Source organism: Pseudodesulfovibrio senegalensis, from assembly GCF_008830225.1.
GTDB lineage: Bacteria > Desulfobacterota > Desulfovibrionia > Desulfovibrionales > Desulfovibrionaceae > Pseudodesulfovibrio > Pseudodesulfovibrio senegalensis.
This window is the reverse complement of sequence record NZ_WAIE01000001.1, coordinates 560793-579544: the sequence shown is the minus strand read 5'-3', so window position 1 is coordinate 579544 and position 18752 is coordinate 560793. Positions and strand designations below refer to the sequence as shown.

Below are 18752 nucleotides of genomic sequence, written 5' to 3'. Positions count from 1 at the left end.
TGGGAAAGCCATGAACATTCTCGGGAAGATTCGCAACTTCATTCGCCGTGGCCATGGCGACGCAAAACACAGGGACGGAGAACGACTCGATTCCCTGACCCGGCGTTGTGATTGTTTTCGCCGACTGCTTTCCGCCAACCATGCGGCACTGGATGTCATGTCCGACATGGGCGACGCACTGAGCGGACTGCGCCCCGTGGACATGAACTACGTGCGCTCGGGATGCGTAAGCGCCGTGGCCTCGGTGGGACGCATGGTCAAGGCGCTGCGGTCCATGGCCCCGGAGCAATACGACGCCCTTTCTCCGCAACTGCGGGCCATCGCAGAAAGAATTGATGCGCTGATCCACGTCAAGGCCGACACTATCGAACACGGCCCCATGATTCTTCCACTGCGGGACGTGGCGCACCGCCCGGATCTGGCCGGGCCCAAAACAGCCACGCTCATGCAGGCAGGCGAGGAACTGGACCTGTACGTTCCCGACGGATTCGTGTTCACGCCGGACGCATTCCGCGAATTCATGGACCACGGGCTCCGCGACGAGATCGAGCGCTTGAGCATGACGGCCGAAGCCGACGACCTCGCAGGACTCTACACCCTGTCCTCGCGCATCGCCCAAAAGGTGCAAGCCACGCCCCTGCCCCCCAAATTGCATCGCCAACTGCGCGACATGCTCGAATCCCGCCCGCCGGGCCGCTATGCAGTACGCAGCAGTGCGCTGAACGAGGATAAGGCCGGAACGTCCTTTGCCGGGCAATACCGCTCGGTTCTCAACGTCGGTCCTGAAGGCGTTGCGGACGCCTACCGCGAAGTGGTGGCCAGCGCGTTTTCAGCCACGGCCATGAGTTACCGCCGCAATCTCGGCCAACGGGACGACCAGACCGTCATGTGCGTGGCCTGCATGGAAATGATCGACGCGGAGGTGGGCGGGGTCATGTATACCCGCGATCCGCTCGCCCGGGAACCGTCCCTGCTGCAGGTCCATGCGGTTCCGGGCCTGCCCGCATCCATCGTGGACGGCACCTGCACGCCGGACACATGGTCCGTGGACACCGGCACCATGACCGTGGCCCACAGCCATGCGGCCGACAAGCGCTCCATGCGCCGCTGCATGAACGGTGAGGGCACCTGCGTGGAACTGCTCCGGCCCGAACACGGCAGAAAACCCTGCCTGCGAACACGAACCGTATTGCTGCTGGCCCGCACGGGCGTGCGGCTGGAACAACATTTCAAAAGCCCGCAAGACGTGGAGTGGGCTGTTACGGACGACAAAATCGTCATCCTGCAATGTCGTCCGCTGGAAATTCGGACCCAGGACCGCACCGGGGAGCAGGAAGTATCGACAGGGGCTGTTATCCAAGGCGGGACAACCGCCAGTCCCGGTGCGGCCGCCGGTCCGCCCCATGTGGTGCGCGGCAAGGTGGACCTGCTCGACATGCCCGAAGGGGCTGTGCTGCTCACGGACCAGGCGCACCCGGAATGGGCCGTGGTCTTGAGCAAAACAGCAGCCATCGTGGCCGAGCACGGCAGCACGGCCGGACATCTGGCCAACGTGGCCCGCGAGTTCAACGTGCCCGCGCTCTTTGGCGCGCCCGATGCCGTGAACAAGCTGAAAGAATACAGTTCCGTCACCGTGGATGCCTCGCGGTGCGCGGTATATCCCGGCACGCGGGCGCATCTGCTCGCCCCGGCCTCGGACACGCCGCCGCTCATGGCCAAAAGCCCGGTCATGCGCTGCCTGCGCGCGGCCATGAATCACATCATCCCGCTCAACCTTACAGACGCGGCGTCACCGGAATTCAGCCCGGCCCACTGCGAAACACTGCACGACATCACCCGCTTCTGCCACGAAATGGGCGTCAGCGAAATGGTCAACGCAACACACGGCCTGCCCGGAAATGCCGCACGCAGGCTGGTGACGGACGTGCCCACCCGCTACTGGGTCATCGACATGGGCGGCGGCATGGATCCTTCGCGCGGCAGAACAGTCACCCTCGACCAGATCCGCTCAAAGCCCATGCTGGCCCTGTGGCAGGGCATGACCGCAAAGCCATGGCAGGGACCGCCGCCGCCCACGCCCGGCGGTTTTCTCTCGGTGATCATGGAAGCCTCGGCAACCCCGGGGCTTGCACCCGGCGCGGCCAACGACATGGGCGGACGCAATTTTCTGCTCATCGGCTCGCATTACTGCAACCTGCAGTCCCGATACGGCTTCCACTTCAGCACCGTGGAAGGCCATGCCGGACCGTTCCCGGACGAAAATTACGCCTACCTGCAATTCAAGGGCGGAGGGGCCTCCCCGGACAGGCGGAAAATGCGCGCGGAAATGGTCCGCGGCATCCTGAGCCGCAAGGGCTTTCTGGCCACGGCCAAGGGGGACGCCGTGTTCGCGCGCATGGAAAATGAAAGCGCGCAACGAATCCTGAACGGCCTGAAGGTGCTCGGCCACATCGTCATGCATACCCGGCAACTGGACATGGACATGAACGCCCCGCAGGACGCCCAACGGCATGAGCAGCGCCTGCTGTCCGAAATCCGCGACATTCTCGCCAGCCCTGCTCCAGGACCGGATCATGCCAGCGGCCAAAGGGAACAAATCCCATGACCCGGCTGAACAAGAAATACTCGACCCTGCGCCTCAAGCTCATGGGGGTGACCCTGTGCTTTGCGCTTCTTCCCCTTGCCGCGCTGGGCCATTTCATCCATGCCCAGTTCAGCAGCACGCTTCAGGAAAAGACCACCGGCAACCTCAGGCTCGTGGTCGGCAACAAGCGCGACACCATCGACATGTTCCTGAACGAACGCATCAGCCAGCTCAAGAACCTCGCCTATTCCCACGATTTCAGGACCATGTCCGACCCCGGGCAACTGGCCCGCATCTTTGAGACCATCCAATCCAATTCCGGCTCGTTCATTGATCTGGGCATCATCGACAGCGCGGGGCAGCATACGGCATATGTGGGCCCCTACGCCCTGCACAAGATCAACTACGCCCGCGAACCGTGGTTCCACAAGGTCATGCTCAAGGGCGTGTTCATCAGCGACGTGTTCATGGGCTTCAGGAATTTCCCGCATTTCATCATCGCCGTACGGAGGCAGCAGGGGGAACGTTGCTGGGTGCTGCGGGCCACCATCGATTCGGACGTGTTCACCAGACTCGTGCGCAACGTGCAGGTGGGCCGCAAGGGCGATGCCTTTCTGGTCAATGCCAGCCAAATACTCCAGACCCCTTCCCGGTTTGCCGGCCCGGTGCTTTCGCGCACGTCCCAATTCACGGTCGACCCCAAGCAGGAAATCGCGATCATGCACTGGAAGGACGGCAACGACTCCATGCTCGCAGGCGTTGCCGCGCTGGAGCATACAAACTGGCGGTTGGTGGTCACGCTCTCGCCCACCGAGGAAATGTCACCGCTGGTCAAAACACAATCCATCACCTTCGGGCTCATCGGGCTGGGCATGATCATGATTCTGGGCGCGTCCTACCTGACCACAGGCTCGCTGCTGCAAAAGCTCACGCAGGCCGAAGAGGAAAAGGCGCGCATGGATGCCACGGTCATACAGGCCAACAAGATGGCCTCGCTGGGCAAGCTGGCAACGGGCGTGGCCCACGAGATCAACAACCCGCTGACCATCATCCGCGAGGGCGCGGGCTGGATTCGCGACATCATCACGGACGGCGAACTGGGCGATTCCCCGGCCGTGGATGAACTGGCCGAGGCCGTGGACGACATCGACCGCCACGTGGAGCGGGCGCGCACCGTGACCCACCGCATGCTCGGGTTTGCGCGGCGTATGGAACCGGTGCAGGAGGACGTGGACATCAACGGCCTCATCCGCCAGACAGCAGGATTCCTGGAAAACGAGGCCCGGCTGCGCAACATGGAAATCGTCTTTGATTTCGACCCTACCCTTCCGGGTGTGACCACGGACGCGAACCAGTTGCAACAGGCCGTGCTCAACCTCATGGAAAACGCCATCGACGCCATGGGAAACAACGGCGTGCTCACGGTCGCCACCGGCACATCAGGCAATACGATCAGGATTTCCGTCAGCGACACGGGGCCCGGCATTGCGCAGGAAAATCTCAACAAGGTGTTCGACCCGTTTTTCACCACCAAGCCGGTGGGCGAAGGAACCGGACTGGGGCTGTCCATCATCTATTCCACCATGCAGCGGCTGGGCGGAAAAATTTCCGTAAGCAGTCCGTCCGGACAGGGGGCCACGTTCACCATAACCCTGCCCCTGCATCCGGAACAACAATGAACACGGCATGAACCAACCATGCGGAGGACGAAATGGAACAGATCATTCGGGTACTTGTTGTTGACGACGAGGAGCGGTTTCGCGATAACTTAGTCAGAATACTGAATGGAAAGGACATGCAGGCACAGGGGGCCGAAGACGGCGAGCACGCACTTGTGCTCACCGACGACAACGAATTCGACGTGATCCTGCTGGACATGAAGATGCCGGGCATGTCCGGCAAGGAAACCCTGCGCCACATGATGCACAACAACATCGATGCGGAAGTCATCGTGCTCACGGGGCACGCTTCGGTTTCCGGCGCGCTGGACATGATGGAACTCGGCGCGTTCGACTACCTGCTCAAACCCGCATCGGTAAGCGAGTTGCTCAAGAAGGTCCGACTGGCGGGTGAAAAGAAGTTTCTGCGCGAAGGGCGCATCGGCATGCGGGACATCTTGTCTGAAGAGTCATGATGGCAAAAGGGCTGAACCATGTTCGACACTGATTTCAATTTCGCTAATCTCGGGGAATGCATCTGGAACGGTCAGGAAAACGGTTTCAGGATAGGCATCGCGGGTTCGGGAGCGGGGTTTTCCGTGATTCTGGACACCATACACAGCGAGCCGTTCCGCAATTTCCTGCCCGATCTGAGCCTTGTGGCCCTCAGCGAGCTGAAACAGAGCCCGGCCATGATGCCTGTCCCGGACCTCGGCGTTCCGGTCTATGACACATTCGACCAAATGCTGGAAGCGCACCCGGAAATGAATCTGGTGGTGGAGCTGGTGGGCGACGACGACAGGCTCGGGGAAATCCGCTCCAAACTGGACAACTCCATCTCGCTGCTCGACCACCGGGAAGCCATATTCTTCTGCGGCTTCTACGACATGGCGCTCACCAAGCACCACTTCCGCGTCAGCTTCGAGAACCAGCGGGTTTTGCTCCAGTCCATCATCGACGAAATCCGTGAAGACATCATGCTCTTGAGCCGTGAAGGAAGAATAGAGGACGCCAACAAACGCGTCTGGCAAAGAGCGGGGAAAACCCGGGAAGAAATCCTCGGCCATTTCTGCTGGCAATGCGCCACATCGCGCGGGGGGCGGCAATTCTGCGCCAGCCTGGACCCGACCTGTCCCTTTCACCGCACGCTGCACACCGGCACCAAGGACGAGGCCATGTTCACCCGCCTGGATGAGAACGGGCACCTGCTCTATTACCGAATATACTCCTACCCCATCTACGACAGCAGGGGAAACATGACCCATATTCTCATGATGCACAGGGACATCACCGAACGCACCTATCAGGAACGGCACGAACAGCAGCGGGACAGGCTGGCCGTCATCGGGGAGATGTCCACCTATCTTGCCCATGAAATCCGCAACCCCCTGTTCGCCATAGGCGGCTTTGCCAACTCGCTGCTCAAATCAACCAACCTCACCGAGCATGAACGCGAAAAAGTCTCCATCCTGGTCAGCGAGACCAAGAGGCTCGACCATATTCTTTCCAGCATGCTCAATTTCACCAAGCCATCCAAGTCCACGCTTGAAGAGGTGGACCTGTGCAAGCTCATGACCGAAACCGTGGACCTGATGAGCATCGGCTACGAAAAACACGGCTACGAATTCACCACCGAATGCAACGGCAAGGTGCCCTGTGTGCAGGGGAACGCCGGCATGTTCAAGCAGTGCCTCGTGAACATAATAAAAAATGCCTTTGAAGCCATGCCCGACGGCGGTATCATAAGCCTGAAACTGGACATGCGGGGCGACATGGCCGCTCTTTCGGTTTCCGACACGGGCGTGGGCATGACCAGCCGAGAACAGGAAAAGGTCTTCAGCCCGTTCTATTCGACCAAGGAAGACGGCTACGGGCTGGGGCTGGCCATGATCCGCAAAATCATAACCGACTATGACGGAAGAATCGAAATCGCCAGCAAACCGGGACAGGGAACCACTGTGACCATGCTGTTCTGCCCTGTTCTGGGAAGCTGCGAACTGCCTGCATTGCAAGACGACTCATGAGGAAAACCGTGCCCCTGCGAAAACTCTACTTCGACAAAAACGACTATCGACTGCTGGACATTCTCAACGATGTCATCGACCGCAAGCTCGACCACGCCCAATTCAAAACCCTGCTCACTCCGTACCTTCGCCCCCACGGCATCAAGGAACTGGCAGCGCCGCAGGGACTGCGCATCGCCTACGCCATCGTCCATCTGCTCAACTCCCTGAAATCGGATCAGGCGCGGGGACGCCTCAAGGCGCTGGCCGCCCTGCGCGACGAGGTCTTTGCAAGCTCCATCGGCAGTCTGCGCCTGAACCGGGCCAGAGTACTCATACAAATCGCCAAGGAACTCATCCGGGCCAAGGGACAGCCCGAGACCCAGCTCAAACTGGCCCATGACTTTCGCATGGTGGCTTGCGGCAAACCGCATTTTTTGCGCAAGCAATTACGCAGGTACCATCTGTTGGAAATGCCCGAGGAGTGGAATCAGATAGCGTTCGACGACCGGGTGCACGACGCCAACAGCAAGGGCCGTAAATCCGCGACCCACCTGATCATGGACGCGTGGGTGAAAGGCATACGAAGCCTCTCGGTGATCTACTACAACCACGTGGAAAGGGCCGTTGTCTCGGAGCTGTTCGCCGCTGCGGAAATTCTGGAAATGGAAGTCCGGATCGGCATTGAATTCAAGGCGCTGTTCCGCGGACGGTTCGTCCGCATGGCTTGGACCCCGCGCAGACTGCAGGACGAAAACGACCTGGAGACGTTCTTCCACCGTGAATCCGTCCGGACGCTGATGCAGGACGGCAGGGAGGCCCAGCAGCTCCATACCGATTACGTCATGGCCGTAATCGAGGAGTTCAACGTTACACACCGCAAATCCATCGAGCAGGAATTCGGCGTGGCATTGCCCGCAATCGACGCACAGGACATGGCGAGCGCCATGGGTTGCGGACAACCGTCGCTTCTGCATCTGGGAAAATATATTCACCAGTTGGCCATGCCCCTGTTCAGCGAGCACACCAAAAGGCTGGCCGCACAATACGACACCACGGATTATGACGATCAGGCCCGCATCGCCATGCAGGTGGAATCACTCAATTCGCTGGACACGGACACCATTGTCGCGCGCTATCTGCATCCGTCGGCCAACCGGGACATCCTGAACCCGGATATACCGTCCCAAATTTGTGAATTACCTCCCCTGATGCGCCTTGCGCCCGGAGAACTGGTGGAACGCCTGCATGACGTATCCGAATCGGGCAGGATCGTGCTCATGCTGGAAGACCTGAGCATGGAGGATGTGCTGGAAATCCTTTACCAGTGCAAAGGCCGCATCAACCATCTGCAGTTGTTCAATATCAAGGACATGCCGGATAAAAGGGCCGAAGACAGACTGCCCTTCGGCGAATTGCAGCGGGCATTGAATCGGCACAACGCAGTGGCCCTGAAGCGCATCATCAGCGACACACTCGCCCGGCTGGAAAATTCCGGGACGCAGGAAGCGGCTGAACGTGCGGAATCCATGCGCCACATACTGAACGACTTCGAAACGCTCCGCGCTTACTACAGGCACAAAAGACTCAAGACATCAATCGGCACAGGGTCCACGGGGCAGTCCTCGCGCAACATCGGCATGGGCGTGGCCGTGTGCGACACCCTGCCCGCTCCGGCCCGGAAGGAACTGCAAAGGCGACCGGTTCTCGAACACATCCCCGCGCTGGTGGGCACCACCCAGGTGCTGGAATTCATCCCTCCGGCACCCCGGACCGGAATCACCGGGAGGATACTGGCCAGGGCCAGCACCATCCCTGTGCTGCGCATGCTCTTGTGCACGGTTAAAACCCGGTGGCGCATCACGGACATTCAGGTCGAGGACGGCGATGACGGCAACCTGACTACCTTGGGCGGCTTCGGCTCGGAACAGGGCAACGGACTGAGCCTGCATGGCAGTCGTGCGCCGGAATCCGACCATATCCCGCTCGGATATCTGAATTCCTTTTCCCTGAACCTGCTCAAGATAATCTTCGGTTTCATCCCGGCCTTTCTCACGTTCTTTCTGACCAAGGATTGGTGGATTCAGGCGTATCTGGGCGGGGTCATCTGGTTTTCCATCACCGGCGTGCGCAACATAATCCAGTCCATACTGGGCGGCGGCGGGCTCCACCGCTCCCCATACCTGCCATGGAATGAATACGTGAGTTGGGACAGGCTGGCCGACTCCCTGCTGTACACGGGTTTTTCCGTGCCCCTGCTGGACTGGCTGTGCAAATCGCTCCTTCTCAAGCAAGGTCTGGGCATAGACACCACCACGGCTCCGTTGACCCTCTACACCGTCATGGCCATAACCAACGGCGTATACATCATGGGCCATAACCTGTTTCGGGGCCTGCCGCGCAGCGCAGCCTTCGGCAACTTCTTCCGCAGCGTGTTCTCCATCCCCATCGCCGTGGCGTTCAACTTTGCCATCGGGCTCGCCCTCTCCCTTGCGGGGCACACCGATGTAAACGCCATCCTGCAGCTTTGGGCCGCCGTCATATCCAAACTCGCCTCGGACTGTGTGGCCGCAGTGATCGAAGGTGTGGCCGACAGAAGCCAAAATATCGCCATACGCCGTTGGGACTATGCAAAAAAGATCGCGCAAATATTCGAAACGTTTTCCCGCATGGAGGTGCTCTACCCCAACAGGAACATGCTTGAGCTGCTGAAAAACACAAAAGAATTCATTGCGTTCTCCCGCAAACAGGGCACGGACTTCTCGCCCATCGTCATCGCCAATGCCCTGGATCTGCTATATATCCGCTACTATCAGCCTCGCGCTGCCGAGGCTCTGGAAAAGGCGCTTCAGGAAATGACCAGCGAGGAAAAGGACATCTTTTTTGCCTCGCAACTCATTCTCAGGGAAGACAAGGAGGTGGCCCGGCTGTTCGTGGACGGACTTGTGGGACGGGACTTCACCAAACCCCTTTCCTTCTATCTGACGCGTTACCGGGATTATCTCGCGGTACTGAAACGGCTGGACAGGAATCTGGCATCCCCAAAACAGCCGGAAGGCACACCATAGCCGACAAAAGGAAGCACATGCCGAAGCCGTGGGGAATGGGGGGACAGGCACAGCATCGCCCGCTTCCGGGCGGCACGGCGTTATCAGGTCAGCCGAGACTCAGCCTTGGGGTTCTCTTCGGCCAGCACCACACGGTTCCGGCCGCCTCTCTTGGCTTTGTAAAGCATCTTGTCGGCCCTCTGGAAAAGAGAAACAAGGCTCTCGGAAGCACCGTCTTCAAAATGACAGCCGGACACGCCGAAGCTGACGGTGACAGTGACGGTGATATCCTGTTCGCCGAACGGGATTGAAAGTTCCGCAAGATCACCGCGAATGCGATCGGCCAGAGCCTTTCCGTCTTCAGGAAGGGTCTCGGGCAGGACCAAGCCGAACTCCTCCCCTCCGTAACGGCCGAAAACGTCGCTGGAGCGAAGATTCTTCCGAATGATTGCGGCAACCTTGCGCAGGACCTCATCGCCGGCCAGGTGACCGTATTTGTCGTTGACCTGCTTGAACAAATCAATATCGGCCAGCATGAATGTCAACGGACGCCCGTGGCGTCCGGCCCTGTCCATCTCCCGTTGGGCCAAATCCATGAAATAGCGATGCGTGAACGCCCCGGTCAGTCCGTCGCGGGTTGCCATGTCGTGCAGCCGCCGCACCAACCCCCTCTGTTCCGTGACGTCATGCAGCATCACGATTCTCCCCATGGGGCGCTGTACATTGGCGACGATGGGCATGGTGGACAGCTCATACACATACTCGCTTCCACGGTATTCCAGATGAATGTCCCGATTGTCCGAAAATCCGGCGTCCAGGCTTTCCAGCAAAGCGGGGTATCCCTCAAAAACCTGCTCGGCATGAATGCCTATGGACCGGCGGTCCAACGACCCGAGCATGGCAACAGCGGCCCGGTTGTAATCCACCAGACGGTCGGCATTGTCGAAAACGATGACCGGATCGTGCATGAAATCGAAAATGACGTCCCGGGCAATGGGAACGAAATCGAAAATGCGCAGGTGAAACAGCCCCCAGGCCAACATGGGACCGACAAGGGCAAAGGCAAAAGGGGCCACGTCCAGCCCATACGGGGAAAGCCCGCGCTGGTAGATTATGTCCCCGATCCACGGGACAAGAGAGATGGCGCCCAGGGTCACGGCCTGCTTGCGGTACGGCCCAACCATCCGGATGGCCATGATCAGAAAACAGAAATTTCCTGCAAGAAGACAGCAATAGGCGAAGGTCGTATTGACGTAATACCAGATGCCGCGGGTTATGCTGAGCACGGGGAACGGCCCCGATTCATTGAGGGCCACCGCCTTGTACACGAGGTGATGCCAATCGTTGGTCAAACGAAAAAACAACGTGGTCACAGGAATCACGAACAGCAGAACCGTCAGGGTCCTGGGAATCTTCTTCCAGTATCCGGCGTAGCTGGCGGCAACCGTAAACCACAGGATCGGAATGAATGAAATACCGAAATATTGAATTTTCGAGGCGATGAGAATCCATGGCAGCGTTGTATTATACAACTCCATGGCATACCCGAGCGAATAAATGGACACGCAGGCCATGAGAAAGGCATACGGCCGCGATCCGGAAGTCCGAAAACTGCGAAACGAATAGGCCGACAGGACTCCAGTCATGACGGCAGAAAGCAACAGGGTTGCTATGGCATAATAGTGTATATCCATGTTTTGTTGCGAAAAACCTGTGATATGTACCGATATTTGGCCACGGTTTCGGCGGGGTTCCCCATCCGGTGCGTCAGGGACTCTGCATTGCCCGAAATGAATCTACCCAAGCCCGGCTATCCTGTTCGTATTTCATATATTGGTCAACATGGAATTTGCTACAGAAGGATGTCCGTTTTGCCCCGACACGACCTCTGGCAACAACCGGGTTTCAGGCGGGGTTTGGCCTCAGGACTCGGACAACATACGCTTCATTGCCTGCTCAGACCTTCTCGAAACCGTCATAGGCCCAGATCAGGGCCAGCGCGCCGATTGCAATGACCACGGAGGCGCAAAGCACCCACGTATATCCCACATATTCGGCCAAAGCCATGGACACCCCGGCAACAGCCATGGACGACAACCCGCCCAACGACCATTGCAGGGTAAAATCCGTTGCGGCAGAGGCCGGATCGCATTTGTCCATGATCACCGTAAAAACCACCGTGAAAGAAAGCCCGAACCCGATCATGCTCAAAACGAGTACGGCGTATACGGCAAGCGAAATCGATTCTGCCGCGCCCTGAAGCAAAACAATAAAACCAACGGTTCCCAAAAGCCCCATGAATTGGGTCGCCAGCATGGCCGTCCTGCGGCCGCAACGCTCCACCAGCACGCCTCCAAAAATCGAACCGCCCATGCCCAGCAACAGCCCCACGATATTGAGCACGAAACCGATACGCTCCAGACTCCAGCCCAGATCCACCAGATAGGTGCTGAGCAGCCAGTAGGAAATCTGTCCGTTGATCCTGAACACCAGCACGATGGCGATCCAATGGAGGATTCCGGGCCGCTTGAAAAAACGAAGCAACACCGAAAAATCGCACTTTCCGCCCTTGGCAACAGCAGACGATTGTGGCTCATGGTAGCGGGATATACCCCATAATGGCAGCGCCATTCCGACTGCGAGCGCAAACAGACAGACCCTCCAGCCCAGCCACTGATAGACCAGCAGTACCACGCCGCCCCCGATCAGAAAGCCGAGCATGTTGCCTGCGGACTGAATGCTGCAACCGAGCGCGCGCTCCTCGGGCCTGAGTATGGTCACGGACAGGCCGTCGGCCGCAATGTCCTGCGTGGCGGAAAAAAACGAGATCAAGACAAGCAACACGGCCAGGGCCTGCAAATGCGTGCCCGGAGGGAAAAAGGCCGCACTCACGGTGGCAAGAATCATCAGCAGTTGCAGCAGCACTATCCAGCCGCGATAATGGCCGAGCCTCCCTGAACCATAGCGGTCGATCAGCGGAGCCCACAAAAACTTGAACGACCAGCAGATGCCCAGCACGAACACCAGACTGATGACGTCCAAACCTGCCCCGGCCTGACGCAGAATTACGGGCACGGCCGTGGTCACAAAGGCCAGCCCCAGAGTTTGCGTAGTATACAGCCCGGCCAGCAGACCTGCCTTGGACCGTTGTTCCTGCCCTGCCAGCTGCATGCGCTCCAGCATCCCTTTTGGTACCAGCATGAAAATGCACCCTCATGGCTCTTTGCGTATCCGGCCGAACAGAACCGTGCACACGGAACCGCCCGACGTCCACCTTGCGCGTTCCGTCGCACCGGCGCATACAAAATGTGAACATGTCAATATAATGAAGTAAATGAAGTTGTTACTGAATTTTACGAACAGAAACTTTATTGATATTGAACATCGTTTTCAATAATAAGTCAATTAAATTACCAGACAGGACCAACAAGGGAATCAGGCGGAAAAACACGTCCGAGGGATGAGTCGTCCATGCGATTACGAACTGGCGCACGCACAAACAGGACACCCCTGCCCCACAACCATGTCTAAACTCGTTCCGATTGGATTCGTGTTTGAAAAAATTTTCCCCACCGCGCAATTTCACATTTGTCTATTCAAAACGGCATTTTTACCATTTTTGTAAAACTCGACGAATCCCGCCACAGCCTAACTACTTGCAATAAAGCGTTTTTTCAAAATCAAAACATGGCACCATGCTTGCTTTGAACAGACATGCGCTCCACGGTACACGGACTCAAACTTTCGGCGTTGCTCGCCATCTGCCAGGACATCGAACAGGCCATTGATCTGGAGTCGGCTCTGGAGTCCGTGCTGCGCATCATGTCCGAAGAGCTTGCCATGCAGCGGGCAACGGTCACGCTCTACGATCCCGATACCGGACAGTTGTCCATCAGTGCTTCCTACGGGCTGACCGCCGAGGAAAAGCGGCGCGGCGTCTACCGCCTGAACGAAGGCGTGACCGGGCGGATATTCCGGACCGGCGAGCCGTACTACGTGCCGGACATAGACAAGGAGCCGCTCTTTCTGGACAAGACCGGGTCACGGCGGGTCAAGCGCGGCATGATCTCCTTCGTGGGTGTGCCCATCATCCTGAATGGCGAACCTATCGGGGTGCTCAATGTGGACCGGCTGTTCGACGACGAGGTTGCGTTCGAGGAGGACATCGACTTCCTCAAGGTGGTCGCCACGCTCATCGGACAGTTCATCTCCCTGAACGAAAAAATCATGGAACGCGAAGCCGTCCTGAAACGGGAAAACACCTCGCTCAAGTATCAGGTGGCCAAAAACTCCAAGGGACCATACATCGTCGGCCAGTCCGCACCCATGGTCGAGGTGCAGCGGCAGATGGAAAAGGTTTCGCCCACCAAGGCCACGGTGCTGCTTCTGGGCGAATCCGGCGTGGGCAAGACCCTCATCGCACAGATCATCCACGAACTTTCCGAACGCAAGGGGCACCCCTTCATCAAGGTCAACTGCGCCTCCATCCCGGAAAACCTGTTGGAGTCCGAACTGTTCGGCCATGAAAAAGGCGCGTTTACGGGCGCGGCCAGCGCGCGGCCCGGACGATTCGAGGAAGCGGACAGCGGCACAATCTTTCTGGACGAAATCGGTGAACTGCCCATGGCCCTTCAGGCCAAGCTCCTGCGCGTATTGCAGGACAAGGAACTGGAGCGGCTCGGCTCCAACCGCACCAAGGTGGTGGACGTGCGTATTCTGGCCGCCACCAACCGGGACCTTGGCGACCTCGTGGAACACGGCGATTTCCGGCTGGACCTCTACTACCGACTCAATGTGTTTCCTTTGCGCGTGCCCGCCCTGAGGGAACGCAAGGACGATATCACCGGGCTGCTCAATCATTTCCTGCGAAAAATGGCCGAGGACTACAAACGCACCATCCACTTCACGCCGTCTGCGCTCGACGCGCTCATCAGCTATGATTGGCCCGGCAACGTGCGGGAGATGCAGAACCTCATCGAACGGCTGGTCATCATGTCGGATTCGGATACGGTGGGTCTGGAATTTCTGCAGTCCTACCTCACGCCCGCACAGGGCGCGGGCGAGGCTGAAATTGCCGACAGGCGTGAGGCCCAGCCCCGCTTCAGCTCGCTCAAGGAATTCGAACGCAACGAAATACTGGCTGCGCTGGAGCGCAACGGCTGGCTTCAGTACCGGGCGGCCGAGGCGCTCGGCCTGACCGCCCGGCAAATGGGCTACCGGGTCAAAAAACACGGTCTCGAATCCCTGATCGCCGAGGGACGCGCCAAACTGCGGCGGATAAAAGAGGAACAGCGCTGACCCCATTGCCCCCTTGATTACGGCCTCGCCCCCCCATGCATACAAAAAGCCCCTGTCCATCTCCGAACAGGGGCTTTTCTTTTCGATCGAGCAATGCGCCTACCCGCAGCCGGAACCTGTTCCGGAACAGCAGGCTCCGCCTATGCCGTTGCGGCGGCCCTTGAGGGTGTTCAGGTCGCCGCCGCCGTACACCAAACGCAGGGCGTCCTTGATGAACCCGTCCACCACCTGTGTTTCCACGCCCTGTTCATTGAGCACGGTTCGGGGCGTTTCTCCGATGGCTGCGGCCAGCACGGTCCGGCAGTCCTTGAGCGCGGCGGCCAGTTCCGCCCAGCGCCGGGGACCGCAACCGGCCTTGGGAGCGGGACGGTCCTCGACCATGCGGAATCCGCCGGTGTCCGATTCCCCCCATATCTGGAACGATGTGGCCTCGCCCAGATGTTGGTTGACGAGCATGCCTTCGCGGGTGGCCACGGCAACGTAGGGGCGCGCCGCTTCCGGCTCAATGGGCTTGAGCTTGGAGCAGGCCGAAAGCGTGCCGCACAGGGATGCCGACTGATCGTCGCCCAGAAGTCCCACGGCATCGGCGCGGCACCGCTTGCAGTGCGTCATCTGCTCGATGAACGTTGTGGCCTCCTTGCGCAGGGGCAGCACGGTTTCGCGCCCCGGTTCGGGCAAGTGCGCAAAGGGCGTGTCCGCCGTGGGTTTCAGCGGGATGATGTTCTGGATATCCGCGCCCAGTTCCGAAGCCACGCGGGCCACTTCGACAAGGTGGTCTTCATTGACGCCGGGAATGAGGATGGAATTGACCTTGACCACGATGCCGCGTTCCTTGAGTCCCTTGATGGCCGACAACTGGCGTTCAAGGAGCACCTTTGCGCCCTGCTCGCCGCGGTAGACCACATTGCCGTCGCGCACCCATGAATAGATTTTCGCGCCGATGGCCGGGTCCACTGCGGACAAGGTTATGGTCACGTGAGAAACGCCCAGCTCCGCAATGTCGTCCAGATACGGCAGGATTCCCATGCCGTTGGTGGACAGGCAGAAAATGAGATGGGGGTGTTTCCGGTTCAGGAGCCGCATGGTTTCGAGGGTTTCCGCCGGATTGGCAAACGGGTCGCCGGGCCCGGCAATGCCCGCCACGGTGATGCGCGGTTCCTTTTCCAGCACCTTGTCCATGTATTCCGCAGCCTGAAACGGCTTGAGCACGCTGCTGGTCACGCCGGGACGCGACTCGTTCACGCAGTCGTACTTGCGGTTGCAGTAGTTGCACTGGATGTTGCACTTGGGAGCCACGGGCAGATGCACGCGGCCGCAGGAACCGGCTTCGGACTTGTTGAAACAGGGGTGCTTGGTGATATCCTTGGTCATGACGAATCTCCCGTTTTCCTGATGGACTAGATATATCCGTACCCGACAGGACTGTCGGACTGCTTTCTTTCAATGACGGTGTTGACAATGGTGTCGTAAAGGCTGAGCGCGCCCTTGTAGCCGAGGTGCAGGATGCGCTGGCCTCCGAAACGGTCGTGGATGGGAAAGCCGATGCGCACGAGAGGTACGCTCCATGCCTTGGCGTACTTGTAGCCCTTGGAATGGCCGATAAGCAGATCAGGTTTGAGCGTTTCCGCCTCTTCCGCGATATCGTTGAAATCCACGCCCTCGCGCACATCCGGGGCCATGCGGGCCACACCGTCCGTGACATGGGCAATGGCGTTCTCCAGCCCTTTCTTGCGTGCGCCGGTCCCGGCCAGAACCACGTCCACCCCGATCTCGGCCAAAAAGGCGGTCAGGCCGACCACAAGGTCTTCCTCGCCGTAGACAACGGCGCGCTTGCCAGCCACGTACTTGTGGCCGTCCACGTAAGCGTCGATCAGGCGGCCCCGCTCCAGTTCGTAGCGGCGGGGCATGTCCTTGCCGGATATCTGCTCCAGGGCCTCGAAAAAACGGTCGGACTCGCGCAATCCAATGGGCAGGCCGATACGGTGATTTTTCACGCCAAAGGCCTTTTCAAGGCTGGTGCCGCCGGTCTGTTTGGGCAGGCAGCGGCCAAACTCGATGGTGCCACGCGATCCGGACATGGCTTGTATGTCCTCAAGGGGCGTTCCGCCGGAAGGAATCTTGACGTAATCCTCGAGCGCGGGGCCATCCAGAGTTTCGGAAATGTCGGGCAGGATGGTGGCGGCAATGGAAAAATCGCGGCAGATGTCCTGCAGATGACGGACATCCTCGCAGGAAACCATGTTCGGCAGGATGTTCACACGGTGGGCGTCGGCCGCCTTGGCCGTGCAAAGCTGTTCCACCATTGAGCGGACCGCGCCGTGCCAACCGTCGACATGGGTACCGTTGTAGCTGGGCGTGGACACCTCCACCAGCTCCGGCAGGTCGAGATCGCCGAACTCGTCGCGAAACTCCCTGATGTTCATGGGCACGTCGTCGCCGATGGTCTCGGTCAGGCAGGTGGTGGCGATGCCCACGAGCTTTGGCTCATACTTCTTCATGACATTGAGGATGCCCTTCTTGAGGTTCGGGCCGCCGCCGTAGATGGCGTTCTTTTCACCAAGGGCCGAAGAGGCAATGTCCACGGGCTCCCGGAAATGGGAAATGACATATCGGCGCATGTAGGTTGCGCATCCCTGCGACCCATGCAGAAACGGGATGGCCCCTTCCACGCCCCGGAAGGCAAGGGACGCGCCCAGCGGCGTACACAGCTTGCAGGCGTTGGTGGTGGAGACGTAATTGGGCCGTTCGGCCTTGGTTGCGCTACTCATTGGCGGCCTCCTTTTCGGCTTCGGCCACGCGGTTGGCGCGGCGGGGAACGAAATTCCAGACGGGGGACATGACCGAGGAATGGATTTCCCGGGCAAAGTTGAGCATGCCCACGAACCCTTCCAGAGCTTCCTTGCGTTCATGGTTGTGGTCGCAGAATCCCACGCCGAGCTTGAAGGCGATGGGCCGTTCCTTGACCCCGCCCACAAACACGTCCACGTCCTTTTCCTTGATGAAATGGGACAGTTCGAGCGGGTTGGCGTCGTCGATGATGACCGTGCCCGGATCGGTGATCTGTTCCAGCTCGGCGTAGTCTTCCTTGGTGCCGGTCTGGGAGCCGACCATGACCACCTGCATACCGAGATGGCGAAACGCCTTGACCAGGGAAAAAGCCTTGAACGAGCCGCCCACGTACATGGCGACTTTCTTGCCTTCCAGATCCTTGCGCATGCGGGCCAGCTCCGGCATAAGCGTCTGCAGTTCGTCGCGAACAAGCTTCTCGGTGCGCCCGACAATACCGGGATCTTTGTCCTTGAAAAAATCGGCCACCTGATACAGCGAGTCGGCCATGTCCTCGATACCGAGGTAGGAAACGCGCAAATACGGGGTACCGTATTTTTCCTGCATCATCTTGGCGAGGTCGAGGGTCGCCCCCGAACACTGCACTAGATTGAGCGCCGCGCCATGGCTGCGGCCGACATCACGAACGCGGCCGTCGCCCGTGATATTAGCGACCACTTCCACGCCCATTTTCCTGAAATATTCGCGCACGATCCAGATTTCACCGGCCAGATTGAAATCACCGAGAATGTTGACCGATACGGGTGAAACGTCGGCGACGTCCTCCGTGCCCACAAGGCGGAACATGGCCTTGCATGCGGCCAGATAACCGGCACGCTTGCTGCCCTTGAACCCTTCGGACTGCACCGGCAGGACCGGGATGCCCTTCTTTTCGGTCATCTTGCGGCAGACAGCTTCCAGATCGTCGCCGATGATACCCACGATGCAGGTGGAATAGACGAACGCGGCCTTGGGATTGTGCCGGTCAATGAGTTCGTCCAGCGCGGCTTCGAGCTTTTTCTCGCCGCCGAAGATGACGTCCGTTTCCTGCAGATCCGTGGAAAACGACAACCGGTGCAGTTCCGGTCCGCTGGAGAGCGCGCCCCGGATATCCCACGTATAGACCGCACAGCCGATGGGACCGTGCACCAGATGCAGGGCGTCGGCTATGGGATAGAGCACCACGCGCGAACCGCAAAACACGCAGGCCCGCTGACTGACAGCCCCTGCCAGAGATTCCCTGTTGCAGGCGATGTCGATGGCACCTTCACCTGTGCGGTGAATCTGCGCCTTTCTTTCTTCAAGTATCGTCGTACTCATAATCATCCCCTATGGG

At 59.1% G+C, this 18752-nt stretch carries 11 protein-coding genes; 6 read left to right on the top strand and 5 right to left on the bottom strand.

Annotated features, from left to right (window positions below):
- The first annotated feature begins 10 nt into the window (after nucleotides 1-10).
- From F8A88_RS02655 to F8A88_RS02635, 5 genes are read left to right on the top strand one after another with little or no spacing between them, the layout of a single operon-like run.
- Nucleotides 11-2605, top strand: coding sequence for a PEP/pyruvate-binding domain-containing protein (locus F8A88_RS02655; RefSeq protein ID WP_161598317.1), 2595 nt, complete (start codon nucleotides 11-13; stop codon nucleotides 2603-2605).
- Complete coding sequence (locus F8A88_RS02650; RefSeq protein WP_151149515.1) at nucleotides 2602-4263, top strand: sensor histidine kinase; 1662 nt, start codon at nucleotides 2602-2604, stop codon at nucleotides 4261-4263. The genes F8A88_RS02655 and F8A88_RS02650 overlap by 4 nt, the downstream gene beginning before the upstream one ends.
- A 32-nt stretch (nucleotides 4264-4295) precedes the next feature.
- Nucleotides 4296-4718, top strand: a complete 423-nt coding sequence (locus F8A88_RS02645; RefSeq protein ID WP_151149514.1) for a response regulator — start codon at nucleotides 4296-4298, stop codon at nucleotides 4716-4718.
- An 18-nt stretch (nucleotides 4719-4736) separates the two neighbouring features.
- Nucleotides 4737-6266 carry an ATP-binding protein gene (locus F8A88_RS02640; RefSeq protein ID WP_151149513.1) on the top strand — a complete coding sequence of 510 codons (1530 nt, stop codon included), beginning with the start codon at nucleotides 4737-4739 and terminating at the stop codon, nucleotides 6264-6266.
- Between the two features lie 8 nt (nucleotides 6267-6274).
- Nucleotides 6275-9313 (top strand): hypothetical protein, encoded by a 3039-nt coding sequence (locus tag F8A88_RS02635; protein ID WP_151149512.1) that lies wholly within the window; start codon nucleotides 6275-6277, stop codon nucleotides 9311-9313.
- A gap of 83 nt (nucleotides 9314-9396) precedes the next feature.
- Here the strand turns inward: F8A88_RS02635 and F8A88_RS02630 are convergent, their stop codons facing one another.
- Together F8A88_RS02630 and F8A88_RS02625 are read right to left on the bottom strand one after the other, a co-directional pair.
- Complete coding sequence (locus tag F8A88_RS02630; protein WP_151149511.1) at nucleotides 9397-10986, bottom strand: histidine kinase N-terminal 7TM domain-containing diguanylate cyclase; 1590 nt, start codon at nucleotides 10984-10986, stop codon at nucleotides 9397-9399.
- A gap of 262 nt (nucleotides 10987-11248) precedes the next feature.
- A complete protein-coding gene (locus tag F8A88_RS02625) occupies nucleotides 11249-12493 on the bottom strand; it encodes an MFS transporter (protein WP_151149510.1) in 1245 nt (414 codons plus the stop codon).
- 513 nt (nucleotides 12494-13006) lie between these two features.
- Here F8A88_RS02625 and F8A88_RS02620 point away from each other — a divergent pair.
- The gene (locus F8A88_RS02620; RefSeq protein WP_151149509.1) at nucleotides 13007-14590 is read left to right on the top strand and encodes a sigma 54-interacting transcriptional regulator; all 1584 of its coding nucleotides are present in this window, start codon (nucleotides 13007-13009) and stop codon (nucleotides 14588-14590) included.
- 99 nt (nucleotides 14591-14689) lie between these two features.
- Here F8A88_RS02620 and F8A88_RS02615 read toward each other — a convergent pair whose 3' ends face one another.
- The 3 genes from F8A88_RS02615 to nifE are packed head-to-tail and all read right to left on the bottom strand — an operon-like array spanning nucleotide 14690 to nucleotide 18736.
- A complete protein-coding gene (locus F8A88_RS02615; protein ID WP_151149508.1) occupies nucleotides 14690-15961 on the bottom strand; it encodes a radical SAM protein in 1272 nt (423 codons plus the stop codon).
- Between the two features lie 26 nt (nucleotides 15962-15987).
- Complete coding sequence (locus F8A88_RS02610) at nucleotides 15988-17358, bottom strand: nitrogenase component 1 (protein WP_151149507.1); 1371 nt, start codon at nucleotides 17356-17358, stop codon at nucleotides 15988-15990.
- Nucleotides 17351-18736: a nitrogenase iron-molybdenum cofactor biosynthesis protein NifE gene (gene nifE, locus F8A88_RS02605; RefSeq protein ID WP_151149506.1), complete on the bottom strand. Its 1386-nt coding sequence runs from the start codon at nucleotides 18734-18736 to the stop codon at nucleotides 17351-17353. The genes F8A88_RS02610 and nifE overlap by 8 nt, the downstream gene beginning before the upstream one ends.
- Nucleotides 18737-18752 lie beyond the last annotated feature (16 nt).